We start from the raw sequence: 25125 nt of genomic DNA on the forward strand, positions 1-25125 counted from the left end.
GGCGTGCCCCCTGATACGCCTCTTGAAATGACCCGAGAGGGCAGCAGCGCCGTAGACATGCGTGGCACCGTAGGGGAAGCCGCCCGTTGGACCCTCGTTGAAAATGAACGCATCGGGCCGATCCTTCGCCCCTACCGGCCGTTGCCCGCCAGCCTTCGAAACAAGTCGCAGGAGCTGCCAGCATGTGCGTAGCCGCCGCAGCGGCTGTGATCGGAACCGCCGCAGGCATCGGCGGCCAGATCATAGGCTATCAGGCTCAGAACAAAGCTGCGTGGGAGCATCGGGCATACAATGCCCAAGTTGAGGCCCAGCAGCTCAAATACCGCGCCGAACTCATCAAGTACCAAAACGTCACCTACCAGCAGGAGGTGGACCACGGGCACAAGGTTCGGGAGTGGAAGGAGACCGAGTTCGATCGACAGGCTACGTTCCGAGCCAATGCCCAAGACAGCATCCAAAAGAACCTGTTCGCCCAGTACGCCACCCTGCTTCAGCGGCAGGTGGAAGAGGGCATGGCCTTCACGTTCGACAGCGTCAACACCGCCAAGGACGCCGCTGCGCTGCGGGCAAAGGGCCAAGTTGCGGCGGACGCAAAGGGCATCGAAGGCTCCAGCATCGAGCAGCTCATCGACGACGTATCGCGGCAGGAAGGGGACACCCGAACTGTCATGCAGATGAACCGGAGCGCCACGCAGCGTCAGCTTGCGTTGGAGGCAATGGGGCTCAAGGCGTCCGCCGATCAGCAGCTCTATAACCTGCCGACGAACGTCTTCCAGCCGGAAGCTGCGCTCAACCCGCCGCAGCCCGTCAACCCGGTCAGCCCAGCCGCCCCGGTCGCCAGCCCGAATAAGGGCGCGGTCATCGCCAACGTTGTCGGCAGTGTGGTCTCAGGCATGTCCAACTATGCCTCGTGGTCGGGGCAATCGATGGCGAACGCCTTCAAGTTCTGAAGCCGCCAGAGATCGCCCCCGCAAATCCCATCGCCCCGTCGTGCCCCGTGCTCGGCGGGGTCTTTTTCGTTAGCAACCAAAGGAAGCGCCCAGATGCCCGAAAATACACAGAACCGAACTGAGGAGCGCAGGAGGTACATGCGCGACTTAATGCGAAAGCGGCGAGCCCTCGCACGCGCCCAAACCGGTGTTAGCGTTCCGGCCGTTAGCACTCTCGCTCCGGTTAGCACCCCGGAACCCGTTAGCACCGTCGTTAGCTCGACACCGGCCGTTAGCACCGGAGCGCAGCCCGGCGCCCCGAACAAGCCTCGCGTCGTTTTCCGCCCCGCTGTACATCCGCCGACGGGGCTCACCCCGATAGTGAAGGCGAGAGCCAAGAAGATCTTCCCACTTTTTGCTCACGGCGGCACGGCGGGTGAGCGGGATGCGGCCCGGCTGCGGCTTCACGACATGGCCACGAAAGCGGGGGTGCCCGTCGCGGAACTCCTGGCCGCCATCGGTGCCCCGCCCGATGCATTGGAGATGCCCCATGCGTGACCTGTCACGGACCCTTGCCGTGGACATTCCGGCCGATGATGTCGCCGGCAGACGGGCATTTATTGAGCAGGGCTTGGTGCATCTCAGGGGCAAGCGAGAGGCCGGTTCATTGTCCCCGGAAGAGGCCCTCTTGCTCCGCAGGATGGAAGCCTTTGATGAGGCGCTGCGGGACGGCGCGGCTGTGCAGGCGCGGCTTGAAAGTCTGTTCGCAGAGATTGACCGAGACGAGCGGGGGTAGGCCGGAAGGCTCCAATAGGCCGAAGTCGCGGGCGCAGTTGTCGCGGTGTGCCCAGCCCTGCCTTGGGGGGGGCGAATAGCGCGTTAGGGGCTCCCCAGCCGATCCCACGCTTCCCGGTAAGCCTCCGTGGCATAAGCCTTGGGCTGGAGCCAGTATGACAGTTTCCCGGCCGCGTTCACGCCCTGATGTGCAGCAGCTTTCACCTCCTCCAGCGTGAGGACGTAACAGGTCGGCAAATCTGAGTTGGCATTGATCGTCACTACCCACCAATACGAGCGTAGGTTGTCGAGCGAGTTGCCAAGCGGGACCGGGACGCGCTTCGACAATGCCTTCGACTGAATAGGCAACACACGGGTCTCGTCGTCGCTCGCGGCATACAGGTCGGCACCCCGAGCGTTCCGCACGGTCGGCATGACGTGCCAGCCGCGTCGCGATAGCTCTCGCGCTACATGATAGAGGCCGGCGTTGCCGGTCAGTTGGTGTCGCACAGTTCGGGCATCCAGCGTGGGCCAAGTAAGCACGGGTTCACCGGCTCTATCAGGCGCGAGCGCCGTTAGGCGTCAGCGCATAAGCTCTTGCCGCCGGTACTGCTCGGCCTCAACAGAAGTTGCAAACCTTCGCGTCGCGGAAATCCTGCCGTCAATCCAAACCTCCACATGGAATGCGGTAGCGGGTGGAGTTCCGGGCTTGATCACAACCCGCTTGCCGTTTTTCGGTGCATCGCCGAACGTCAGTTCTGACACGCCAATCTCCCTGCTAAATCTTCAGCCAAATAAATCTGGTTGCTTCTCTTCATCCAGCCGCAGCACCCCAAGCAACTGCCACGTGCGCGGCCTCTTGGCCTGATTTCCAATGGCGAAGACCATACCGGCCTTCGGGTACTTCTCGTTGAAGGTCTCGTCCATCCAGTGAAGGGCCCGGCTTGCGCTGGTCCTTTTGGTCTCCCGCCAAAACATAGTGTGCGCTTCCCAGTCCCCGCATGTGTACGTGTGGGGACCGGCGTCATCCTCGAACGAGAAGCTGAAATGATAGGGTGAAGGCTCAATGGCCGCGAGCTGTGCGTCAAACATCCCCATCTGACGTGCTGCACGGTCGAAGGCGGCCTTCTCGGCATCAATAACGCCGGCCGGCTTTGGCTTTGACCTGAACCGGGTATTGCGCGGCCGGATCAATGCGAGCGATTGACCCTTGGCCATCGCCGCTTCTGCCGAACCTAAAATCAGGGGAGAGAGAAGGCGTATGCGCTCTTGGTCGCCGAGCGAGCCGTCTACCTTGATACTCTCTTCGTGGACGTGGCAGCTCTCAGCCCTCGTGTCCGACTTCGGGCGGCCGTACTCGAACCTGACGAAATCCCATCGCTTGAACTCGCTGCCGCCGTTTAGGTGCCGGAACCGGACAGGATACAGCCGCTTCCACTCACCGGTCTCTGTGACGCCGGCACAGCAGACCGTCTCGCCATACCTACTACTCGGCTGCGGGAGAGCCTTAACGAGGATTGCCGTTCGGCAGCTTTGAGGCATGGCGCAAGTACCTGCCCGGCTCATCTCCGAATAGGTCGAAGATCGTAGCCCCGCGTTCCGCAAGGGCTTTCGCGACGATAGTCCGGTGACAGACCTTCGGGTCTCTCTCAAAACACATCAAGCAGGTTGGCTTGCTGTCCACAACTTCGCCGAGAGAAACGAGGTTTGCTTGTGCTTCCGCGCGACGAAAGTGCTCGCCATAGATGCGCCGGAAGTCATCATACCGACCTTCTCGCGCAGCCTCGCGGCCCGGCTTGGGGTCGCCGAGTTCGGAAAAATGAAGGTACGCGATGCCGACCGCGTTGAGGCGTTCTCGCAGGCCATTCTTTGAGAAGCCCTTCTTCCGCGAGACGGTGACCGCGCGTACGTCAGCAAGCACCTCAACACCCACGTGCTGGAGCGTCTGTACGAACCGCTCGATGTCGGTTCCCTCGTATCCGATGGTGTAGACGACGGCCATGGCGGGAATGTCGCTCTGTGGCGGGGGCGTCGTAGGGCAGGGCGAGCGCCAGCTAATCCCCCCTTACCCTCATGTGGGGTAGAACCTGTGGGGGTATATGTGGGGGAGGGCAATCTCTCGCCCTCGCCCAAGTATTTCATGTTGAACGGATATTTTGATCCGCTCCGACCGGCTCAGCGCGAGTAGAACTCGATGACCAGGTTCGGCTCCATCTGCACCGCGTAGGGCACGTCCGACAGGGTCGGGGTGCGGGTGTAGGTGGCCGAGAACTTGGTGTGGTCGGCGTCGATGTAATCGGGCACGTCACGCTCGGCCAGCGCGGCCGACTCGATGACGATGGCGAGCTGCTTCGACGAATCCTTGACCGCGATCACGTCGCCCGGCTTCACCTGATAGGAGGCGATGTTGACGCGCTTGCCGTTCACGGTGATGTGGCCGTGGTTGACGAACTGGCGGGCCGCGAAGACGGTCGGGACGAACTTGGCGCGGTAGATCACCGCGTCGAGACGACGCTCGAGCAGGCCGACGAGGTTCTCGCCCGAGTCGCCCTTCAGGCGGATCGCCTCGGCGTAGTAGCGGCGGAACTGCTTCTCGGAGATCGAGCCGTAATAGCCCTTCAGCTTCTGCTTGGCGCGCAGCTGCGTGCCGAAGTCAGACGGCTTGCCCTTGCGGCGCTGGCCGTGCTGGCCGGGGCCGTATTCACGACGGTTGACCGGGGACTTCGGGCGGCCCCAGATGTTCTGACCGAGGCGGCGGTCAATCTTGTACTTCGCCTCATGGCGCTTCGACATGTCGCGTGTCCTCTCAGGTTCGCGAGTTGAGGACCGCGCCCTCCTGTCCCCTTGCGGGGCGACAGATCCAGCTTCCGAAGAAGAGCGGATCACGGGTGCGGAAAAAGCCACGCGGCCCCGTGAGGAGCCGCGCGACGAGAGGGCGTATGACGGAAAGCCGGCTTCGAGTCAATTCCGGACAGGCGGAAAGCCGCAATCAGCGCCAGTAGCCATAGGGTCGATAATAATAATGGTGGCGCCGCGGACGGTGCTTGTACCAGCCATAGTGATGGCCGCGATTCCAGCCATGGTGGCGGCGTGGCCCGTGGCCGTAGAAGCCGTGATGCCCGTGGCCTCCGCGCCAGCCATGGGGCTTCGCCTGCGCTTCCGTGCTTGTGCCGACGCCGGCGAAGGCGAGGCTGGCGGCAAGCGCCGACAGCAATAGCAGCTTTCTCATGAGGCTGGCTCCTTCTGCGATGGTCGCCGGAACCCTAAACGCTTCGGGGTCGGGCTGGTTCCCTCAGTTCGCCAGGGGCATGGGCTCGACGACGACCTGTGCCAGGCCATAGCCGGCCAAGGCGATCCGCAAGGGGCCGGTCAGGCCGGAACCATTCGTGAAGACCGCGGTCGCGTCGTGGCAGGCCGGATCGGGCTCGCGGGCGCCGGACAGGAGGTCGGCGACACGGCGCGCGATCGCCGGCGCCGGGTCGATCCACTCGACCGACCAGGGCGCGAGCCGCTTCATCCGCTCCAGCAGCAGGGGATAATGCGTGCAGGACAGGGTGACGACATCGGTGCGGCGGCCATCCTCCTCGATGAAGCAGGGGGCGATCTCGGCAGCAAGGATCGCGTCGTCGACGGCCTCGCCCTTCAGCGCCTGCTCGGCAAGACCGGCGAGCCGCGTCGCGCCGACGAGCGTGACGCGGTGGCTGGCCGCATAGGTCTCGATCAGCTCGCGGGTGTAGTCGCGCGCCACGGTGCCGGGCGTGGCCAGCACCGAGATCATGCCGCTGCGGGTCGCGGCTGCGGCCGGCTTGATCGCGGGGACGGTTCCGACGAAGGGGATGGCGAAGCGTGCCCTGAGCGCCGGGAGCACCAGCGTCGAGGCCGTGTTGCAGGCGATGACGACGAGATCGGGATGGAAGCGCGCAATGAGGCGCTCCATCACGGCGAGCACGCGGGTGACGAGTTCGCCCTCGCCCAGCCGGCCATAGGGAAAGCCGGCATCGTCGGCGGCGTAGACGATATGGGCGCCGGGGCAGGCCTGGGTGGTGCGCGCGAGCACGGTGAGGCCGCCGAGGCCGGAATCGAAGACGAGGATGGTGGGCCGGGGCCGGGGGATCGCGAAGGGGCGGTGGCCCGCGCCGGCGAGGAGATCGACTTGCATTGAGAGTGCCGCAAACGCCAAAGCGCGACTCCGCCAGAGACCGGTTAAGGGACGGTCAACGACGGGTTCAGCGGCTGTCTCGAATTTAGTTGACTATGTCCACTAAATCGGTTGGCATCTGGAGGAGTTCAGCAAAAGTGAGCAGCGGTTTTGCGCCCGGAACTGCGTCGAAACAAAGAGATAGAGCTTTGGAGGCGAACGGGTGCTCGCCGGAAATGCTCTAGCTGGAGGTGCGCCATGGAAACCACCGAGACCGCCGTCGCCGCGATCCGCCGCTTCAACCGCTTCCATACCCGCTGGGTCGGGGCGCTCGGCGGGAGCCTGCACGGCTCGGGCCTCGCGCTCGCCGAGGCGCGCGTGCTTTACGAGTTGGCGCAGCGCGACGACTGGCAGGCGGCCGAGATGGCCAAGTCGCTCGATCTCGATCCGGCCTATCTCTCCCGCATCCTCAAGCGCTTCGCAGGGCAGGGCTGGCTCGAACGCAGCCGCTCGGTAGCCGATGGCCGGGCCTGGCGCCTGCGCCTGACGGCGAAGGGCAGAGCGGCCTTCCGGCCGCTCGACGAGGCTTCGAGCGCGCAGGCGGGGGCGATCCTGGGGCGGCTGGCACCGCTCGAGCAGGCGAGGCTTGTCGATGCGCTCGCCGATACCGAGCGGCTTCTCACCGGCGATGTTCGTGATCGTTCCGCGCCGGTTATCCGTGAGCATCGGGCCGGCGACATGGGTTGGGTCATCGGCGCCCATGGCCGGCTCTATGCCGAGGACTACGGCTGGGATCTGAGTTTCGAGGCGCTCGTAGCGGAAATCGCCGCGAAGTTCCTGCGCGAGTTCAAGCCCGACCGCGAGCGCTGCTTCATCGCCGAGCTCGATGGCCAGCCCGTCGGTTCCGCCTTCGTCGTGCAGGAGGACGAGACGACGGCGAAGCTCAGGCTTGTGCTGGTCGAGAAGCGTGCGCATGGACTGGGGCTCGGCAAGCGGCTGGTCCGCGAGGCCATCGGTTTCGCGCGCGCTGCCGGCTACCGGCGCATGGTGCTCTGGACCAACGACATCCTGCATGCAGCACGCGGCATCTATGTCGGCGAAGGCTTCAGGCTGGTGGCGGAGGAGAAGCACCACTCCTTCGGGCAGGATCTCGTCGGTCAGAACTGGGAACTGGCGCTTCGGCCGAGCGCGGCCTGATACCCGTTAAGCCTTCAGGCGCGTCAGCGCCGCTGCCGCAGCGCGACCGGCGAGCGTCGCGCCGCCGACCGTCATGGCGCCGCCTCCGGCCGTCGCCTCGCCGGCGATGAAGAGGCGGTTGCCGATCGGCTGGGCGAGGGCGTCGCGCGCCGCCTCGTGGCCGGGATCGCAGATCGAATAGGAGCCGCGGGCGAAGGGATCGGTCCACCAGGCCGGGAAGGAGACCGCCTTCACCGCCTTCCGGAAGTCCGAACCGACCATCCTCGCCAGCAGGTCGACGAGATGGGCGCGGGCCTCGTCGGTGCCGGCCTCGGAGAGCTTGCGGGCATAGTCGCCGCCGCAATAGCCGATGACGATGTCCTGCCCGCCGGGGAACATGTCGAGATTCATCAGGCGTTCGGGCGCGGCCGCTTCGAGGAAGCTCGCGCCCGGCGCGATGCCGAAACGGTCGCCCTCGACCTTCAGCGCGATCTTGGTCAGCGCACCCATATGCAAGCCGGCAAGGGCGTCGCGCGTCGCGGCCGGCAGCTCCGGGATGAAGCGGATCGTCCCGGCCTTCAGCACGCCGACCGGGACCGTGACGATGCAGGCATTGGCCCGCAGCGTGCCCGAACGCGTGGTGACGGTGACGCCCGGTCCGTCCCAGCGGACCGTCTCGACCTGCTCGTTCAGGCGGATGTCCAGCCCGGTGGCCGAGCGCGCGACGAGATTGCCGTAGCCGGAGGGGACGACGAGATCGTCTCCAGACCACAGGCGCTGATAGTCGCGCGCGGAGATGCGGCTCGATTCCTCGCCAATGGAAAGCAGCAGGCCGGATGCGGCGACGGGCGCGAGCTCCGGGCCGAGATCTCCCAAGAGCTCGGCGATCGACATGTCGCGTTGCGTGAGATCGACCGTTTCCAGCCGGCGGTCGATCTGGCCGAATGCGCTCCGGCGCCGGTTGCGGTCGGAATCGGCCATCGGTCGGCCGTCGGCGAAGACCTTGAAGCCGCTGCCCCAGGATTCGGCAGGGGTGGCGATGCCGAGATCGCGGGCGATCTGGACCCAGGGGTTGCGCTCGGCCCAGTGGATGAACATCGCGCCCGCATCGTAGGCCGGGCCGAGCGAGGCATCGGTGAAGGCGCGCCCTCCGACGCGGTCCCGCGCTTCGAGTACGACGGCCTGGCGCCCGGCGCCGCGCAGGGCCTGCGCCGCGGCGATGCCGGCCGCGCCGGCGCCGATCACGACGACGTCGGTATCAGACGCGGCTGCCGCCCGGCCGGCCATGGCGAAGCTCGTGGCCAAGGCGCCTGTTCCCGTCAACATCGTCCGGCGGTCGAGCATCTGTAGCGTCCCTTGATGCTCCGCATGTTGGAGCCCTGCCGCTGCATTGCAACGGGAAGCTGGCGGGCGAGGGGCAGGATGCGATCACGAGATCGGGAGCCGGTGAGCCTCGGCTGCAGGCTTCAGCTTAGAACGATGCGATCAAATATTATTGTTTAGATGAATTCTACTATTGTGTTCTTCATGCATCGGAAGATGTCCTTCGTGTGGCAGGCAATTGACAGTCATCGAGTCGCTCAATATCCGAATATTGTCTTATCGTGGCAGGTAAGACCTTGTTTGTATTAATTTAAAACTATTGGGGCGCGGCGGCTTTGACCCGCAGCGTTCAGAAGGACGGGTCAAGGCCATGGGGATGCATTCCGGTACATTGCGCGAAGGGGTCGCGCTCGGCAGCTTGATGGTGGTTCTGCTGGCATCGCCCGCCATCGCGCAGCAGCAGAGCCGGGCCCGCACCGCCCCCGTGGCGCAGAATGCGGACACGCCCGTTGTGCTCGACCAGATCAACGTCCAGGGCGAGGGGCAGCCGGGTGGCGCGCTGCTGGGCGGCCCGACGACGACGCGCACGACGCGCGAGGAGCTTGACCGCCAGCAGATCCAGAGCATCGCAGATCTGTCGCAGCGGCTCGAGGCCGGCATCTCCTTCAACCGGGTGAACGGCTCGGTGAACATCCGTGGCCTGGACGGCGCGCGCGTGCTGACCACGGTCGACGGCATCCGCCAGCCCTTCATCCAGGACACCCGCATCGACCGCAGCATCGGCACGGCCTTCGATTTCGACTCGCTGTCGACGCTCGACCTCCTGCGCGGCGGCAGCGGCGGCAGCACGCTCGGCTCGGGCTCGCTCGGCGGCGCCCTTGCGGTGCGAACGCTTGATCCGGAAGACCTGATCCGCCCAGGCAAGACGGTCGGCGGTCTCGCGAAGACCGGGTTCGACACGACCGACAAGGCCTGGTTCGGCAGCGGCGCGGTGGCCGGCCGGTTCCACAATACCTGGGCGCTGTTGCAGGGGGGCTTCCGGAGAGGGCACGAGGTCGACAACCGCGGCTCGAATCCGACGATCGGCGCTGCTCGCACCGAGCCGAACCCGGCCGATTTCAATCAGTACAGCTTCCTCGCCAAGCTGCATCAGTATGTGAACGAGGTGCATCGCTTCGGGCTGACCGGCGAGATCTTCAAGCGCGACGAGAAGATCCAGACGCGGACCAACGCGGTCTCGCTGACCGGAAACTATCGTCCCGGCGCGCACCAGACCCAGGAGGACGTGGAGCGCAAGCGCGTTTCGCTGACCTATGACTACAAGCAGCCCGGCGGCTTCATCGACGAGGCGCACGCCAATCTCTACTGGCAGGGCGTGAAGCGGAACTCGATCCTCAACGCCTATCGCTACACCAGCGTCGTCGGTCCCTTTGCCCGCAACAACGAGGTCGAGGAAAAGTCCTTCGGCTTCAACGGCCACCTGATCAAGAGCTTCATCACCGGCCCGGTCTCGCACAAGCTGACGCTCGGCACCGAACTGCGCGCATCGACGCTCGACCAGTATTCAGCCGGGCTGGACGGTTGCCGCCCGCCCTATGCGCCTTTCTCGGCCTGCAACAACCTGCATACCAACCAGTCCGACACGCCGCGCGTCGAGGGCAATATGGTGGCGTTCTACGCGCATCATCAGTTCGGATTCCTCAACGACACGCTGCGCCTGACGCCGGGCGTCCGCTTCGATCGGTATGAGGAAAAGCCGAAGGCGACGGCGTCCTATCTCGGGAGTTCGTCCTATGCGGGAATGCCGGCCGCATCCAGCGACGACGCCTGGTCGCCGCGCGTCCGGCTGGAATACGACATCATCAAGAACGCGCCCTACCTGAAGGACGTCACCCTGTTCGCGCAATGGTCGAAGGGCTTCCGGGCTCCGACCGCAAGCGAGCTCTATGCGAATTTCGGCGCGGTCGGCACCTATCTGCGCAGGGGCAACCCTGACCTGCGCCCGGAAACCAGCAACGGAATCGATGTCGGGTTCCGCTTCGGCGACAAGGCGTTCGGCGGTTCGGTGACCTTCTTCCACACGAACTACCGCAACTTCATCGAGACGGTGCAGATCGCGCCTCCGGGCGGGCTCTATCCGCAGGGTGGCATCCAGGGCCCGCAGAACGTGGCGCGCGTCGGGATTTCCGGCGTCGAGGCGAACATGCAATACGCTTTCGCGCCGAACTGGCTGGTGCGCGGCTCCTTCGCCTATACCGATGGCAAGAACAAGATCACCGGCATCGGCCTCAACTCGATCCCGCCGGTGCAGGGCATCCTCGCCATCGCCTATGGCAACGAGAACTGGGGCGGCGAGCTGTCGACCAAGCTGGCCGGTGCCCGCAAGAGCGTCGCCACGACGGGCTCGACGCAGGGCTTCCAGGCGCCGGGCTATGCGATCTTCAGCGCCATGGCCTGGTGGCGGCCGATGCCGCAGATCGCAGACCTTGAATTGCAGGTCGGCGTCTACAATATCTTCGACAGGAAATATTGGGATGCCGTGACGGTGCCGACGGGCGTTCTGGCCCAGGCCCGCGACTATTACAGCGAGCCGGGCCGTACCGTGAAGGCGACGCTGAAGTACCAATTCTGACCGGGCGTTTCGAGACCCCCCGACCAGACGAGCCGGCCCTTCGGGGCCGGCTTTTTTATTCTTCGGCCTCTTCGGCCTGCCTTGCCAGGAGACGTGCCTTCTTCGGCCCCTCGACCAGCGACTTGAAGACGCCACGCAGCGTCCGGGCTTCCTGCTCGGTCATGTCGAGCCGATGCAGGACATCGCGCAGGTTGGCGGTCATCACCGGTTTCTTGCCGGGCGGGAAGAAGCCGCAGAGATCGAGCTCGGCTTCGAGATAATCGAACATCGACAGGATCATCTCGCGCTTGGCCGGCGGCGAGGGGTTGTTCTCGCGGAAGGGCGGCTCGCCATGGGTCGTCTTGAACCACTCATAGCCGTTGAGCAGCACGGCCTGGGCGAGGTTCAGCGAGGCGAAGGCGGGATTGACCGGGAAGGTCAGGATCGCATCGGCGAGGCTGATCTCCTCGTTGGTCAGGCCGATGCGCTCGCGTCCGAACAGGATGCCGACGCGCTCGCCGGAGCCGATGCGCCCGGCGACCTCCGGCATCGCCTCCGCCGGGGTCAGCACGCGCTTCATCTGGCCGCGCTCGCGGGCGGTCGTCGCCAGCACATGGTTGAGGTCGGCGATGGCCTCGGCGGCGCTGTCATAGAGCCGGGCGTTTTCCAGGATATGCGTCGCGCCCGAGGCGGCCGCTGTGGCGCCCTTCTTGAGGCCGCCGCCGGTCGGCCAGCCGTCGCGCGGAGCGACGAGGCGCATCTCGGAGAGGCCGAAATTCGCCATGGCGCGGGCACACATGCCGATATTCTCGGCGAGCTGCGGCTCGACCAGGATGACGACGGGGGCGGGGGCCTGGACGGCCGGGCGGGTGCGGTCGGTGCCGGAACCGGTCATGGGAGGATCGTTTCGTCTGGTCTTCAGTGCGGCCTCCAAACGGGCCGCCGCGGCACGGCATACGTCAAGCAGGGTTCCATGGCGAGCCCGGTCCCGGTGATGGGAGCCGCGGATGGGGCGTGACTCAAAAACTTCCGAGAGCTCGTCCGTCAACTTTAGTTGACGGACGAATCTGCGTCAACTAAAGTTGACGGATGGATGACTTGCGCAACATCGCCATCCCGACGGATCCCGATGAAGCTCTGGCCGCTGTCGTCGCCTTGCGGCGCTTGGCGGACCGGATCGAGCGCGGGGCCGTGCGGTCGGCCCTGCAACAAGGCTGGTCGTGGTCGAGGATTGCCCAAGCGCTCGGGGTTACCAAGCAAGCCGCCCATAAAAGGCTTTCGGACGTGGTCGCGGACGACCGCTTCGCATAAGGGGAATATGATGTTCAAACGCATCAGATCGAAGCTCGACGACATGAGCACGATCAAGCGCCTCTGCGAGCGGGCGGAAGCCCATGCCTTGCACGATCAGCAGCGAGAGCCCGGGGCGGAGCATTTTCTGTTGGCCGCGCTCGACCTTCCCGATGGTACGGCCCGTCTCGCCTTCGAGCGGGCCGGGGCGGAGCCCGATGCGCTGAAGGCTGCGATCGAGCGGCAATATGGCGACGCCCTTCTCTCGATTGGCCTGACAGTGGATACGCCCCCTGACATGCCTGTTTCGGCCAATTCCGGCGCCTATCAAGCCGCGCCGTCCGGGCAGGCCATCATGCAGGAACTGGCGGCAACCCGACGAGATCACGCGCCCTTGCTCGGCGCTCACGTCGTCAGCATCGTGGCCGCCATGCCGCAGGGCGTGGCGCCTCGGGCGCTGCGTGCTCTGGGCGTCGATCCCGTCATCCTGAAATCGCGTGCCGACGCGATCGTCGGGACAAGCGGTCGCTGATCCCCTGCGCTTTCGGGCCGTAGCGCGATTGAGACCGGGGCAAGACGCATCTGCACCCCGGAAAATGCAAGTTTGCGGCTGCCCATGCGTTCCCGCACGGGCAGCGACCAAGCCGGCCGGATGTACCGGCTGATAGCCCCGCTCGAACTACCCTGCCGCCGCTTCAACGGCGCGCAGCACGCGCAGCATGTTGCCGCCGGCGAGCTTGGTCAGGTTTTCCTCCGACCAGCCGCGACGGATCAGCTCCGCGATCACCGACGGGAAGGTCGTGGTGTCCTCGAGCCCGTCCGGATTGACCCAGCCGAAGAAATCCGAGCCGATGCCGACATGGTCATGGCCGATGCGCTTGGCGAGGTATTCGACATGGTCGCAATACTCCGGCAGCGTCGCCTTCGGACGCGGACCGGACTTGGCGGCGATCTCGGCCTCGACCTTGTCATGGTCCACGCCTTCGGGGCTCTTGCCGTACTGGTCCTTGGCCGGGCGATGCCAGTCGCGCGAGGCCTGGCTGATGAAATCCGGCACGAAGGTCGCCATCACGACGCCGCCATTGCCGGCGACGCGGTCGAGCACGTCGTCGGGGACGTTGCGCGGGTGGTCGCAGAGCGTGAAGGCGTTCGAATGCGACCAGACCAGCGGGGCGCTGGAAACGTCGAGCGCGTCATGCATCACCTTCGGCGCGACATGGGCGAGGTCGATCACCATGCCGAGCTTGTTCATCCTCCGCAGCACGTCCTTGCCGAAACCGGTGAGGCCGTTATGGCGCGGGGCGTCGGTCGCGGAATCGCACCAGTCGGTGGTGTCGTTGTGGCAGAGCGTCATCAGGCGCACGCCGAGATCGTAATAGGCGTCGAGCGCATCGAGTTCGCCATCGACCGCCGAGCCGTTCTCGATGGTCATGAACAGGGCGATGCGCCCCTCGGCCTTGGCGGCCTCGACATCCGCGGCGGAGAGGCCCGGACGGAACGCGTCGGCATGGCGCTTGAGGATGCCGCGCATCAGCGCGATCTGGGCGAGCGCGAAGCCGGCGGGATTGGTCTGCTTCGGCGGGACATAGGCCGCGAAGAACTGCGCCGCCATCTTGCCGGCCTGCATGCGCGGGATGTCGGTGTCGCCCTCGGCATGGACCTTGTCGAGGCCGTAGGTGGCGACATCGCCCTTCGCCTTGCCGTCCTTGCGAATGACATAGGGCAGGTCGTTATGGCCGTCGATCAGCGGGACGCGGTCGAGCAAAGCGAGCGCGGCGGCGTAGGCATTGTCCTGGACGGGCGGTTTGGCGAGGGCCATGGCAAGGTCTCGGTCGGGAATCGGGAGCCGGATCGTGGCAGGGAGTGCGGCGGACGGCGAGGGGGCAGGACGCAGGTCTGTCATCCCGCATGCGCTGCCATAGTGTCATCCCGCACGCGCTGCGGCACGCAGTGCTGCTGCGCAGATGCGGGATCGTGCGACGAGAGGGCGCCTTTTCCGGGTGGCGGTCCCGTGTCTGCGCAGCAGCGTTGCACGCTGCGGCGCGCACGGGATGACAGTGCTCTTCAGCGGGCGTGCGCCTCAGGCGAACCGCGCCGGCGCAAACGGAGCCGGGTCCACGAAAACCTTCTGGCCGGTCACCATTTCCGCGATCATGCGGCCGGTGACAGCAGCCAGCGTCAGGCCGTGATGGGCGTGGCCGAAGGAGAACCACAGGCCCTTGTGCTTCGGCGCAGGGCCGATGATCGGCATCATGTCAGGCGTACAGGGGCGGCGGCCGAGCCAGGGCTCGGCATCGAGACGCTCACCGAGCGGGAACAGGGCCTTGGCGATCGGCTCGGCGCGGGCGAGCTGCACCGGCGTTTTCGGCGCGTCTCGGTCGGCGAATTCGGCACCGGTGGTCAGGCGCACGCCCTGCAGCATCGGGGCCAGGAAATAGCCGCGCTCGGTGTCGAGCACCGGATGGTTGAGCACGGCATTGCCCTGCGGCTTGTAATGCATGTGATAGCCGCGCTTGACCGCGAGCGGCAGGCGGTAGCCGAGCTTGTTGCTGAGCACATCGGCCCAGGGGCCGAGCGCGACGACGACATCCTTGGCCTCGGCCGTGGTGCCGTCGGCGAGGGTGACGGTCCAGCCGGCGCCGTTCTGCTGGAGCGTGCCGGCATCGCCGATGGCGAGCTTCCCGCCGAGCTTCTCGAACAGCGCGACATAGGCCTTCGACAGGCCGAGCGGATCGACGACGGTCGTCGGGTCGGTCCAGTGCAGGCCGCCGATCAGGCTGCCATGGTCGAGATGCGGTTCCTCGGCCTTGAGGGTCGCCATGTCGAGCGCGCGATAGTTCAGGCCGAATTCGCGGTTCCAGCGGGCGGCCTCGGCGAGGCGGGTGTCGCGCTCCTTCTCGGTGCGGAATACCTTCATCCAGCCGTCGCGGCGCAGCAGGTTGGTGGCGCCGGCTTCCTGTGCGAGGGCGTCATGCTCGGTGACGCAGTGCTCGATCAGCGTCGCGTATTTATGGGCGATCGCCTCGTGCTGCGAGGCGCGCGAATGCATCCAGTAGGAGAACAGGAACGGGGCGAGCTTCGGGATCGCGCTCCAATGGTAATGTGCGTCGATGGTGTTGTTCATCGCGTAGCGGATGAGCGCGCCGAAATCATGCGGGAAGCCGTAAGGGTAGACGCCCTCGCGCTGGATCAGGCCGGCATTGCCGTAGCTGGTTTCCTCGCCCGGAGCGCGACGGTCGACCAGCAAGGTGGCGCGCCCGGCCTTCTGGAGATGAAGCGCGACCGAAATGCCGACGACACCGGCGCCGAGAACGATCGTATCCACCTTCATGACCTGCTCCTGCCAACCCCTTTTCCCGCAAGGATAGCGGTTTGCGCGGGCTTGTCAGCGTCACGACCGGATTTTGCGCGAAACAGCGCAATCTTTCGCAATTTCTGCGTCTGTTTTTGGGATGGGTCCATGACGTCTTGTTTTTGGCTGTCCAGTGCGCAATTTTGTGCCGGCGCAGGACCGGGCTGCCTTCCCCGCAGGTGACGCTGGGCGCACCTTCAGCCAGTGTGCGTCTGTCTCGCGCGTGATTCCAGAGCCCAACCGATGCACCCTGCCGCCTTCCTCGCTGCCGCGCTCGCGTGGCTTGGCCGTCACGGCACGCAAGGCTTCGCGCTCTCGATCTTCCTGGGCCTGGCACTGCCGCAATTCTCGGCGATGGCGCGGCCGGCGCTGCCGATCACGATCTTCTGCTTCACCACGGTCGTGTTCATGCGGCTCGACATGAGCGTGACGCTCGGGCTGCTCCGGCGCCCGGCCAAGCTCGCTGCGAGCTGCCTCTGGCTGATCGCCGGGCCGGTGCTGCTGATCGGTGGAGCGCTCCTGCTGGTCGGGCGCGAAAATCTCGATCCCGGCATCGTGCTCGGGCTCGCCATCATGGGCGCGGCGCCGCCGATCATGTCCTCGCCGGCGGTCGCTATCCTCTACGGCTTCGAGCCCTCGCTGATCATCGCCAGCGTCATCCTGACCACGATCGTGAGCCCGATCGTCGCACCGATCATGGTCGAACTGCTCGCCGGGGGGGCGGTCCCTCTCGATCGCTGGGCGCTGACGCTGCGCCTGCTGATCTTCATCGGCGGCGGCATGGCGGTGGCTGCCGCGATCCGGATGTGGCTTGGGCTGGCGCGCGTCAAGGCGATGAAGGCCAATCTCGATGGCTTCGGCGTGCTGATGTATTTCATCTTCGCCATCGCCGCGATGGACGGCGTGACCAACGCTGCGCTCGACGATCCCAGACTCGTCCTGTTCGTGCTCGGTTGCGTCTTCGCGGTTTCGGCCGCGGGCCTGATCTCGAGCTGGATTATTCTGCGGCGGCTGCCAGCCTCCGAGCGCTTCATGATCGGTTACGGCGCCGGGCAGCGGAACATGGGCCTTCTCGTCGCAGCGCTGGGGGCGGGCGTCTCGCCGAAGACCTTCCTCTATTTCGCTCTGGCACAGTTCCCGATCTACCTGCTGCCCTGGCTGCTTGGCGGCATCGCGGCCCATATCCGGCGCCGGGAGGCTGCTGACGGGCGCTGACGCAGGGGCTTGCGAGGCTTTCTCCGTCGCAGGAGAGCCGCGCCATGATCACCCTCTATTCCGGGCCGCTGAGCCTGTTCTCACGCAAGGTCGAGATCGCGCTGACCGAGAAGGGCCTCGCCTTCCAGCGCGTCGTGGTGCCGTTCAACCAGACGACCGGCTACGATCCCCGGCATCCCGAGGTCTTGGCGCTCAATCCGAAGCGGCAGGTGCCGGTGCTGACCGATTGCGGGCTCGTGCTCTACGATTCCACGGTGATCAACGAATATCTCGACGAGGCCTATCCCGAGCCGAAGCTGATGCCGGATTCACCCGTCGAGCGGGCGCGTTGCCGGCTCGACGAGCTCTATGGCGACGAGATCCTGTTCCAGGCCCTGAAGCCCTTGATGCATCGCACCGAGCCGCCCGCGCCGGATCGCGACCGCCGCATCGCGCAGGAGGCCGACGCGCTGATCGCCGAGGAGGGGCTGCTGCGCCATTACGACGTGCTGGAGCAGAAGCTGGCGGGGCGTCCGTTCTTCGGTGGCCGGCTTTCCGTGGCCGATATCGCCCTGTTCATGAGCGTGCTCTTCATCCGCCGCCTGGGCGGGCCGTCGCTCGATGGCTATCCGGGGCTGGCCGAGTGGTATGCGCGCTTGAAGCTGCGTCCGGCTTTCGCGCAAGTTGTCGCCGAGATGGCGGAAGCGGACCGCAGGCTGTCCTTTCCGGTGAAACTGCGCTCCGCCTGATTGCGGCAGGCGGCTTGGGGCGTTAAACCCCCGGCCATGACCAGCCCCATCCGCATCGCCCCGTCGATCCTCTCGGCCGATTTCGCCAAGCTCGGCGAGGAGGTGCGCGCGATCGACGCCGCAGGTGCCGACTGGATCCACTGCGACGTGATGGACGGGCATTTCGTGCCGAACATCACCTTCGGCCCGGATGTGCTGAAGGCGATCCGCCCGCACAGCAAGAAGTTCTTCGACGTGCATCTGATGATCGCGCCCGTCGATCCCTACATCGAAGCCTTCGCCAAGGCCGGCGCCGACCTGATCTCCTTCCATGTCGAGGCGGGCCCGCATCCGCACCGCACGCTGCAGGCGATCAAGGCGCAGGGGAAACAAGCCGGCATCGTCCTCAATCCCGGTACGCCGGCGAGCGCTGCCGAAGCGCTGATCGGGGATGTCGACCTCATCCTGTTGATGACGGTCAATCCGGGTTTTGGCGGGCAGAGCTTCATCCACTCGGTGGTCGAGAAGGTCGCGCAGGTGAAGGCGCTGATCGGCGACCGGCCGATCGCACTCGAGATCGATGGCGGGGTGACGCCCGAGACCGCGCCGCTGGTCGTCAAGGCCGGCGCCGATGCGCTGGTCGCCGGCTCGGCCGTGTTCAAGGGTGGGCCTTCGGCCTATGCCGGAAATATCGAAGCGATCCGCAAGGCGGCCGAGGCTGCGCGCGGGTCGTGGGTTTGAGATTTGAAACGCTGACATCATCAGTGGAAGGCCAGAGATGATCCCGCGCTATTCCCGCCCCGAGATGGTCGCCATCTGGGAGCCGCAGACCCGCTTCCGCATCTGGTTCGAGATCGAGGCGCATGCGACCGACAAGCTCGCGGAACTCGGCGTCGTGCCGAAGGAAGCGGCCGCGACGATCTGGGCCAAGGCCAAGGATGCCGTCTTCGACGTTGCGCGCATCGACGAGATCGAGCGCGTCACCAAGCATGACGTCATCGCCTTCCTGACGCATCTGGCCGAGATCGTCGGGCCGGAGGCGCGCTTCGTCCATCAGGGCATGACCTCGTCTGATATCCTCGACACGACGCTTTCGGTCCAGCTCGCGCGCGCCACCGACATTCTGATCGCCGATGTCGACGCGCTGCTCGCCGCGATCCGCCGCCGCGCCTTCGAGCACAAGCTGACCCCGACCATCGGCCGCTCGCACGGCATCCATGCCGAGCCGGTGACCTTCGGACTGAAGCTGGCGCAGGCCTATGCCGAGTTCGATCGCTGCCGCGCCCGCCTCATTGCGGCCCGCGCCGAAATCGCGACCTGCGCCATCTCGGGCGCCGTCGGCACCTTCGCCAATATCGACCCGCAGGTCGAAGCCTATGTCGCTGAGAAGATGGGGCTCGCCGTCGAGCCGGTCTCGACCCAGGTGATCCCGCGCGACCGGCACGCGATGTATTTCGCGACGCTGGGCGTCGTCGCCTCCAGCGTGGAGCGCCTGGCGATCGAGATCCGGCATCTGCAGCGCACCGAAGTCTATGAAGCCGAAGAGTTTTTCTCGCCGGGCCAGAAGGGCTCCTCGGCGATGCCGCACAAGCGCAATCCGGTGCTCACCGAGAACCTGACCGGGCTTGCCCGCCTCGTGCGCGGCATGGTCACGCCGGCGCTCGAGAATGTGGCGCTCTGGCACGAGCGCGACATCTCGCATTCTAGCGTCGAGCGCATGATCGGGCCGGATGCGACCGTGACGCTCGATTTCGCGCTGGCGCGGCTCACCGGCGTCGTCGACAAGCTGCTGGTCTACCCGCAGAACATGCGCAAGAACCTCGACAGGCTCGGCGGGCTGCACAATTCGCAGCGCGTGCTGCTGGCCCTGACGCAAGCCGGAGCCAGCCGCGAGGAGAGCTATTCCCTGGTCCAGCGCAACGCGATGCGGACCTGGGAGCATGGCGAGGACTTCCTCACCAACCTGATGGCCGACAAGGACGTCGCGGAAAAGCTCTCGGCCTCCGAGCTCAAGGCGATGTTCGACGAGGGCTATCACTTCAAGCATGTCGACACGATCTTCCGCCGGGTATTCGGCGAGGCGTGACGCTCTGGACTTCGGCGTCGGCAGGTCTATCTAGGCCTGATGAAATCCTCCGACGTCGATATCCTCATCGTTCCCGGCTGGTCGGGCTCCGGGCCCGATCATTGGCAGAGCCGCTGGGAAACCCGCCTCAAGACCGCGCGCCGCGTCGAGCAGGCGGACTGGTACAAGCCCTCCCGCCATGTCTGGGCCGATGAGATCGTGAAGGCCGTGCGCTCCGCGACGCGGCCCGTGGTGCTCGTGGGGCACTCGGCCGGCTGCAGTGCGATCGCCTTCGCCGCCGAGCATCTCCATCCCGGCGAGGTCGCGGGCGCCTTCCTGGTCGCGCCGGCTTCCGAGAGGGCGAAGGGTGCGGTCCCCGGCATGGGATCGGATTTCATCGGGCATCGCCGCGAGAAGCTGCCGTTCCCCTCGGTGCTGATCGCGAGTGCGACCGATCCCTATTGCACGCCGGACGAGGCGCGGGCGCTGGCCGAAGCCTGGGGCTCGGAATTCGTCGAGGCTGGCGATAGCGGGCATCTCAACAGCGAATCCGGGCACGGTCCCTGGCCGGACGGACTTCTGCGTTTCGCAGGGTTTCTCAAGAGCTTGAGCGTGGTTTCGCAGAAAGTGAATCAGTAGCCGGCCTGCGATTTCGCCGTCATCAGGGTTACCTGCCGGAACAGCAGCCGGCGGACCGGTTCCCGCCATGGCGGGTTCGCCAACGAAAAGCCCGCCCCGGACGATCCGGGGCGGGCTCTTTCGTTCAGGAGGCCGGATCAGCCGCCGAGATCAATTCTCGACATAGGTGATCTTGCCGTCGGCCTGCTTCTTCCAGGTGTAGACGGTGTAGTCCGGACGGGTGATGTCGCCCTTCTTGTCGAAGCCGATATCGCCGATCACCGTCTTGACCGGCTGGCCGCCATGCAGCGCGGCGGCGATCTTCTTCGGATCGACCGAGTTCGCGCGCTTGGCGCCTTCCGCCATGATCTGGACCGCAGCGTAGCTGTAGAGCGTGTAGGCTTCCGGCTTGAAGTTCTTGGACGCGAACTTCTTGATGACAGCGGCCGCCTCCGGGCGCTTCTGCGGGTCCGGCGGGAAGGTCATCAGCGTGCCTTCGACGCCGGGGCCGCCGATCGTGGCGAACTCGTCGGTGGTGATGCCGTCGCCGGAGACGAGGATCGTCTTGAGGCCCTGGTCGCGCATCTGGCGCACGATCAGGCCGCCTTCGGTGTGCAGGCCACCCCAGTAGAGGTAGTCGGCGCCGGAGGCCTTGATCTTCGAGACGAGGGCCGAGAAATCCTTCTCGCCGGCATTGATGCCTTCGTAGAGCACTTCCTTGACGCCGCCGGCGTTGAGGCCCTTCTTGGTCTCGTCGGCGAGACCCTGGCCATAGGTCGTCTTGTCGTGGACGACGGCGATCTTCTTGTCCTTGAAGTTCTTCAGCAGATAGGCCGACGCAACGCCGCCCTGCTGGTCGTCACGACCGCAGACACGGAAGGTGTTCCACAGGCCGCGCTCGGTGATCTTCGGGTTGGTGGCCGAAGGCGAGATCATCAGGATGCCGTTCTCGGCATAGACTTCGGACGCCGGCATGGTGACGCCGGAGTTGAAGTGGCCGACCACCCATTTCACGCCGTCGCCGACGAACTTGTTGGCGACGGAGACGCCCTGCTTCGGATCGGAGACGTCGTCGCCGACGCTGACCGCGATCTTCTGGCCGAGGACGCCGCCGGCGGCGTTGATGTCCTCGGCGGCCTGCTCGGCACCGTTCTTGAGCTGCGCGCCGAATGCAGCGTTCGGGCCGGTGATCGGACCGCCGACGCCGAGCTTGATCTGCGCGTTGGCCATGCCGGAGAAGGCGAGGACCGCGCCGAGTGCAATGCCGCCCAACAGCAGTTTCTTCATGTGATGCAACTCCCCTGTATTGATTGATCAACGGGCTGGACGGGCCGCCCGTCTCGGCGCGTTCTGGCCATCGTGAGCCGCAGTCTTGCGCTTTTCCGATGGTCTGTCACGCGACAAGCTCGCAAATTTCCTAGAGCAGTTCGGGCCGGATCACGGCGCCTGCGCGGGGCTTCCAGCCGAAGGGGCCGGCGGGCTCGAACAGCCAGTGATATTGCCGCGTCATCTGCTTGGCGCGGGTGTAGCGCCAGCCGGCATAGCCGAAGGCGACAAGCACGATCGTGTCGACGACGTAGTAGTGGACGGTCAGCAGCGTCGCCTCGAACAGCGCGAAATGGATGAAGCGCACGAACAGGCCGAGGACCAGCATGTAGACGACGAGCTGCCAGTTCGGCCGCCAGGTCAGCGCGATGGCGCGGCCCGCCATCCAGGCAAGCCAGCCGCCCATGACGACGGTCACCAGCAGGAAGAGCCAGATCGTCGGTTCTTCGTAGAGGATGCCCTGCATCTCGTGCTCCCGGCTTCAGGCGGCTTTGGAAGCGGCTGACATCACCACAGCGATGACATGGGTGGCGTGCAGCCGTCTCTCATCAAAAAGTTGCAGCGGAGGAGAGGTGCTCCTCCGCCGTCTCATCTCAGTGCCGGCCGCCTTCGAGATAGGCGGCGCGCACCTGCGGATTGGCGAGCAGTTCCTTGCCGGTGCCGCTCATCGTGACGACGCCGTTGACCATCACATAGCCGCGATGGGCGAGCTTCAGCGCGTGGAAGGCGTTCTGCTCGACCAGGAAGACGGTAAGCCCTTGCGTCCGGTTGAGTTCGCGGATCGCCTCGAAGATCTGCTTCACGATCAGCGGCGCAAGACCGAGCGAGGGCTCGTCCAGCAGCAGGAGCTTGGGGCGCGCCATCAGGGCGCGCGCGATCGCGACCATCTGCTGCTCGCCGCCCGAGAGCGTGCCGCCGCGCTGCTGCAGGCGCTCCTTGATGCGCGGGAAGAGCACGCAGATCTTTTCGAGGTCCTCGTCGAAGTTCTCGAAATTGCGGACGGCGGCGCCCATCTGCAGGTTCTCGTACACCGTCATGCGCGGGAAGATGCGGCGTCCTTCCGGGGATTGAGCGATCCCCAGCCTCGCGATCTGGTGGCTCGGCATCCGCGTGATGTCGCGGCCCTCATAGGTGACCGAGCCTTCGCGGGCCTGCGGATTGCCGAAGATCGTCATCATCAGCGTCGATTTTCCGGCGCCGTTAGCGCCGATCATGGTGACGATCTCGCCGGGGTTGACGTCGATGTCGACGCCCTTCAGCGCGATGATCTTGCCGTAATAGGTCTTGACGCCACGGACGGCCAGAAGGGGCTGGGCGGGAGGCTGAGTTTCAGGCTGGGCTGCAGTCACGAGATGCCGACCTCCGCTTCGACCTCTTCGACCTCCTCGTCGTCGACGCCGAGATAGGCGGCGATGACTTTGGGATCGGCCTGTACTTCGGCCGGCGTGCCGTCGGCGATCTTGGTGCCGTAGTCGAGAACCACGACGTGGTCCGAGATTTCCATGACGACCGACATGTCGTGCTCGATCAGCAGCAGCGCCGTGCCCAGGTCCTTGCGGATCGAGAGCAGGAGATTGTTGAGGTCGAGGCTTTCGCGCGGGTTGAGGCCCGCGGCCGGCTCGTCGAGGCAGAGCAGGACCGGGTCCGTGCACATGGCCCGCGCGATCTCCAGCCGGCGCTGGTCGCCATAGGGCAGGTCGGCAGCGGGATCGTCGGCGCGGTGGGTCAGGTTGATCTTGTCGAGCCAGAATTTGGCTTTCTCGATCGCCCGCTTCTCGCTGGCCTTGTAGCCGCCAATGCCGAGCACGCCGAGGAAGGTGAAGCCTGAGGCCAGCATCAGCGGGTTGTGCTGGGCGACGAGCAGGTTCTCCAGCACCGTCATGCCGCCGAACAGGCGGATGTTCTGGAAGGTGCGGGCGACCTTGGCCTTCCAGGAGATGCGGAAGTCCGGCATGCGCTCGAGCAGGTAGCTAGACCCGTCGTCATGGTTGAGCGAGACCATGCCCTGCGTCGGCTTGTAGAAGCCGGTGATGCAGTTGAAGCAGGTGGTCTTGCCGGCACCATTAGGGCCGATCAACGCGGTGATCTCGCCCTTGTGGGCCTGGAAGGAGAGGGCGTTGACGGCGGTGAGGCCGCCGAAGCGCATGGTGACCTGCTCGATCTCGAGCAGGGCGCGGCCCTGCGGCGTCGTCTGGGGAGCGATCATGGCCATCAGCCGTGTCCCTCCTGCACCATATCGGCGGAGATCGCCTTCTTCTCCTTGAGGAAGGCGGTGGGCTCGCGGGTCGAGATCAGGCCGCGCGGCTTCCAGATCATGATCACCACCATGGCGAAGCCGAAGATCAGCATGCGGTACTTCGTCGGGTCGAAGTCGTTGCCGAAGATCTGCTTCATCCATTCGAGCTCGCGCAGGAGCTCGGTACCGCCGATCATCGCGATCGCCGCGATGGCGCAGCCCCAGAGCGAGCCCATGCCGCCGAGCACGACGATGGCGAGGATGACCGCCGATTCCATGAAGACGAAGGATTCAGGCGAGATGAAGCCCTGCCGCGCCGAGAAGAAGGCGCCGGCGAAGCCGCCGAACATGGCGCCGATCGAGAAGGCGGTGAGCTTGGTGTTGGTGGTGTTGATGCCGAGCGAGCGGCAGGCGATCTCGTCCTCGCGCAGGGCCTCCCAGGCGCGCCCGACCGGCAGCCGCCGCAGGCGCAGCGTGACGAAGGCGGTCAGCAGCGCCAGGCACAAGATCAGGTAGTAGAGGAAGATCGTTCGGTAGAGCGGCGTGAACTCCAGACCGAAAACGGCGGCGAAACCATCGTCCGCCGCCGTGAAGGGAATGCCGAAGAAGGTGGGGCGCGGAATGCCGGAAATGCCGGCATAGCCGTTCGAGAACTCGGTCCAGTTGATCAGGACGAGGCGGATGATCTCGCCGAAGGCCAGCGTCACGATGGCGAGATAGTCGCCGCGCAGGCGCAGGACGGGGAAGCCGAGCAGCATGCCCCAGAAGGCGGCGAGGATGCCGGCGAGCGGCAGCAGGAGCCAGAAGGACAGGCCGAAATTCTTGGCCAGCAACGCGTAGGAATAGGCGCCGACGGCATAGAAGGCGACATAGCCGAGATCGAGCAGGCCGGCGAGGCCGACGACGATGTTCAGGCCCCAGCCGAGCATGACGTAGATCAGGATCTGGACGCCGAAATTGTCGATCCATTTCAGCGCGCCGCCCCAACCGGCGAGCCCGATCGCGATCGCCGGGAAGGTGGCGAGGAAGCCGAGCCCGAACAGCGAGAAGACGCGGGAGTGGCGCTGGAAGAAGGCGATGGTGCCGTGCGGCAGGATGCGCAGCGCGGCCTTGCCTTCCTGCCGGCCCTGCTTGCGCAGCGCGACCAGGAAGCGGCCGACGAAGACGATGCCCACCGCCCAGGCGACGGCATCCCAGCGCGGATCCAGGACCAGGACGTTGTCCATGTTCTGGCGCGTGCCCCAGGCGATGATCGGGATGCAGAGGCCGAGCGTCACGAAGGCGGCGAAGCCGGCCTCCTTGAAGGCCGCCTTCAGGTCGCGGCCGGGAGCGGCCGGGTTTGCGGTCGGATTGTTCGCCATGGTC

The 25125-nt window shown here is 65.6% G+C and carries 26 protein-coding genes; 11 read left to right on the top strand and 15 right to left on the bottom strand.

Annotated features, from left to right (window positions below):
* Positions 1-182 precede the first annotated feature (182 nt).
* Positions 183-950, top strand: a complete 768-nt coding sequence (locus tag ASE61_RS11150; protein WP_061966943.1) for a hypothetical protein — start codon at positions 183-185, stop codon at positions 948-950.
* A gap of 529 nt (positions 951-1479) precedes the next feature.
* A complete protein-coding gene (locus tag ASE61_RS11160; RefSeq protein WP_061966945.1) occupies positions 1480-1725 on the top strand; it encodes a hypothetical protein in 246 nt (81 codons plus the stop codon).
* A gap of 560 nt (positions 1726-2285) precedes the next feature.
* Here ASE61_RS11160 and ASE61_RS26415 read toward each other — a convergent pair.
* The 6 genes from ASE61_RS26415 to murI form a co-directional block, all read right to left on the bottom strand.
* The gene (locus tag ASE61_RS26415; RefSeq protein ID WP_156407054.1) at positions 2286-2468 is read right to left on the bottom strand and encodes a hypothetical protein; all 183 of its coding nucleotides are present in this window, start codon (positions 2466-2468) and stop codon (positions 2286-2288) included.
* 21 nt (positions 2469-2489) lie between these two features.
* On the bottom strand, positions 2490-2921 hold the full coding sequence (locus tag ASE61_RS11170; RefSeq protein WP_244492798.1) for a hypothetical protein: 432 nt from the start codon (positions 2919-2921) through the stop codon (positions 2490-2492).
* Between the two features lie 289 nt (positions 2922-3210).
* Positions 3211-3705 carry a DUF488 family protein gene (locus tag ASE61_RS11175; RefSeq protein WP_061966946.1) on the bottom strand — a complete coding sequence of 165 codons (495 nt, stop codon included), beginning with the start codon at positions 3703-3705 and terminating at the stop codon, positions 3211-3213.
* 173 nt (positions 3706-3878) lie between these two features.
* On the bottom strand, positions 3879-4496 hold the full coding sequence (gene rpsD, locus ASE61_RS11180) for a 30S ribosomal protein S4 (RefSeq protein WP_061966947.1): 618 nt from the start codon (positions 4494-4496) through the stop codon (positions 3879-3881).
* Positions 4497-4692: 196 nt separating this feature from the next.
* Positions 4693-4932, bottom strand: a complete 240-nt coding sequence (locus ASE61_RS11185) for a hypothetical protein (RefSeq protein ID WP_082617368.1) — start codon at positions 4930-4932, stop codon at positions 4693-4695.
* 63 nt (positions 4933-4995) lie between these two features.
* On the bottom strand, positions 4996-5862 hold the full coding sequence (murI, locus tag ASE61_RS11190; RefSeq protein ID WP_061966949.1) for a glutamate racemase: 867 nt from the start codon (positions 5860-5862) through the stop codon (positions 4996-4998).
* A gap of 237 nt (positions 5863-6099) precedes the next feature.
* Between murI and ASE61_RS11195 the strand changes: the two genes are divergently transcribed.
* Complete coding sequence (locus ASE61_RS11195; protein ID WP_061966950.1) at positions 6100-7038, top strand: helix-turn-helix domain-containing GNAT family N-acetyltransferase; 939 nt, start codon at positions 6100-6102, stop codon at positions 7036-7038.
* A 6-nt stretch (positions 7039-7044) separates the two neighbouring features.
* Here ASE61_RS11195 and ASE61_RS11200 read toward each other — a convergent pair whose 3' ends face one another.
* The gene (locus ASE61_RS11200) at positions 7045-8322 is read right to left on the bottom strand and encodes a flavin monoamine oxidase family protein (RefSeq protein ID WP_244492799.1); all 1278 of its coding nucleotides are present in this window, start codon (positions 8320-8322) and stop codon (positions 7045-7047) included.
* Between the two features lie 388 nt (positions 8323-8710).
* Here ASE61_RS11200 and ASE61_RS11205 point away from each other — a divergent pair, with 388 nt between their 5' ends.
* Complete coding sequence (locus tag ASE61_RS11205; protein ID WP_061966952.1) at positions 8711-10972, top strand: TonB-dependent hemoglobin/transferrin/lactoferrin family receptor; 2262 nt, start codon at positions 8711-8713, stop codon at positions 10970-10972.
* 55 nt (positions 10973-11027) lie between these two features.
* Here the strand turns inward: ASE61_RS11205 and ASE61_RS11210 are convergent, their stop codons facing one another.
* The gene (locus tag ASE61_RS11210; RefSeq protein ID WP_061966953.1) at positions 11028-11846 is read right to left on the bottom strand and encodes an RNA methyltransferase; all 819 of its coding nucleotides are present in this window, start codon (positions 11844-11846) and stop codon (positions 11028-11030) included.
* Between the two features lie 203 nt (positions 11847-12049).
* Here ASE61_RS11210 and ASE61_RS11215 point away from each other — a divergent pair, with 203 nt between their 5' ends.
* The gene (locus ASE61_RS11215) at positions 12050-12262 is read left to right on the top strand and encodes a hypothetical protein (protein WP_211200367.1); all 213 of its coding nucleotides are present in this window, start codon (positions 12050-12052) and stop codon (positions 12260-12262) included.
* A gap of 43 nt (positions 12263-12305) precedes the next feature.
* A complete protein-coding gene (locus tag ASE61_RS11220) occupies positions 12306-12773 on the top strand; it encodes a Clp protease N-terminal domain-containing protein (protein WP_274532870.1) in 468 nt (155 codons plus the stop codon).
* A gap of 147 nt (positions 12774-12920) precedes the next feature.
* Here ASE61_RS11220 and ASE61_RS11225 read toward each other — a convergent pair whose 3' ends face one another.
* Positions 12921-14060, bottom strand: coding sequence for a dipeptidase (locus tag ASE61_RS11225; RefSeq protein WP_061966955.1), 1140 nt, complete (start codon positions 14058-14060; stop codon positions 12921-12923).
* Positions 14061-14321: 261 nt separating this feature from the next.
* Complete coding sequence (locus ASE61_RS11230) at positions 14322-15572, bottom strand: NAD(P)/FAD-dependent oxidoreductase (RefSeq protein ID WP_061966956.1); 1251 nt, start codon at positions 15570-15572, stop codon at positions 14322-14324.
* Between the two features lie 264 nt (positions 15573-15836).
* On the opposite strand from ASE61_RS11230, the gene ASE61_RS11235 reads away from it, so the two are divergent.
* From ASE61_RS11235 to ASE61_RS11255, 5 genes are read left to right on the top strand one after another with little or no spacing between them, the layout of a single operon-like run.
* The gene (locus ASE61_RS11235; RefSeq protein ID WP_061966957.1) at positions 15837-16808 is read left to right on the top strand and encodes a hypothetical protein; all 972 of its coding nucleotides are present in this window, start codon (positions 15837-15839) and stop codon (positions 16806-16808) included.
* A 44-nt stretch (positions 16809-16852) separates the two neighbouring features.
* Positions 16853-17536: a glutathione S-transferase family protein gene (locus ASE61_RS11240; protein ID WP_244492801.1), complete on the top strand. Its 684-nt coding sequence runs from the start codon at positions 16853-16855 to the stop codon at positions 17534-17536.
* A gap of 36 nt (positions 17537-17572) precedes the next feature.
* Complete coding sequence (gene rpe / locus ASE61_RS11245; RefSeq protein WP_061966958.1) at positions 17573-18256, top strand: ribulose-phosphate 3-epimerase; 684 nt, start codon at positions 17573-17575, stop codon at positions 18254-18256.
* A 37-nt stretch (positions 18257-18293) separates the two neighbouring features.
* A complete protein-coding gene (purB, locus tag ASE61_RS11250) occupies positions 18294-19601 on the top strand; it encodes an adenylosuccinate lyase (RefSeq protein ID WP_061966959.1) in 1308 nt (435 codons plus the stop codon).
* A 39-nt stretch (positions 19602-19640) separates the two neighbouring features.
* A complete protein-coding gene (locus tag ASE61_RS11255) occupies positions 19641-20219 on the top strand; it encodes an RBBP9/YdeN family alpha/beta hydrolase (RefSeq protein ID WP_061966960.1) in 579 nt (192 codons plus the stop codon).
* A 150-nt stretch (positions 20220-20369) separates the two neighbouring features.
* On the opposite strand, the gene ASE61_RS11260 is transcribed toward ASE61_RS11255, so the two are convergent.
* From ASE61_RS11260 to livM, 5 genes are all read right to left on the bottom strand, one after another.
* Positions 20370-21485, bottom strand: coding sequence for a branched-chain amino acid ABC transporter substrate-binding protein (locus ASE61_RS11260; RefSeq protein WP_061966961.1), 1116 nt, complete (start codon positions 21483-21485; stop codon positions 20370-20372).
* 130 nt (positions 21486-21615) lie between these two features.
* Positions 21616-21990 carry a DUF6867 family protein gene (locus ASE61_RS11265; RefSeq protein WP_061966962.1) on the bottom strand — a complete coding sequence of 125 codons (375 nt, stop codon included), beginning with the start codon at positions 21988-21990 and terminating at the stop codon, positions 21616-21618.
* A 127-nt stretch (positions 21991-22117) separates the two neighbouring features.
* On the bottom strand, positions 22118-22873 hold the full coding sequence (locus tag ASE61_RS11270; RefSeq protein WP_061966963.1) for an ABC transporter ATP-binding protein: 756 nt from the start codon (positions 22871-22873) through the stop codon (positions 22118-22120).
* Positions 22870-23730 (bottom strand): ABC transporter ATP-binding protein, encoded by an 861-nt coding sequence (locus tag ASE61_RS11275; protein WP_061967290.1) that lies wholly within the window; start codon positions 23728-23730, stop codon positions 22870-22872. The genes ASE61_RS11270 and ASE61_RS11275 overlap by 4 nt, the downstream gene beginning before the upstream one ends.
* Before the next feature lie 5 nt (positions 23731-23735).
* Positions 23736-25121, bottom strand: coding sequence for a high-affinity branched-chain amino acid ABC transporter permease LivM (livM, locus tag ASE61_RS11280; RefSeq protein WP_061966964.1), 1386 nt, complete (start codon positions 25119-25121; stop codon positions 23736-23738).
* Positions 25122-25125: the final 4 nt, after the last annotated feature.

It is taken from the genome of Allobosea sp. Root670 (assembly GCF_001429415.1).
GTDB classification, from domain to species: Bacteria; Pseudomonadota; Alphaproteobacteria; order Rhizobiales; family Beijerinckiaceae; genus Allobosea; species Allobosea robiniae.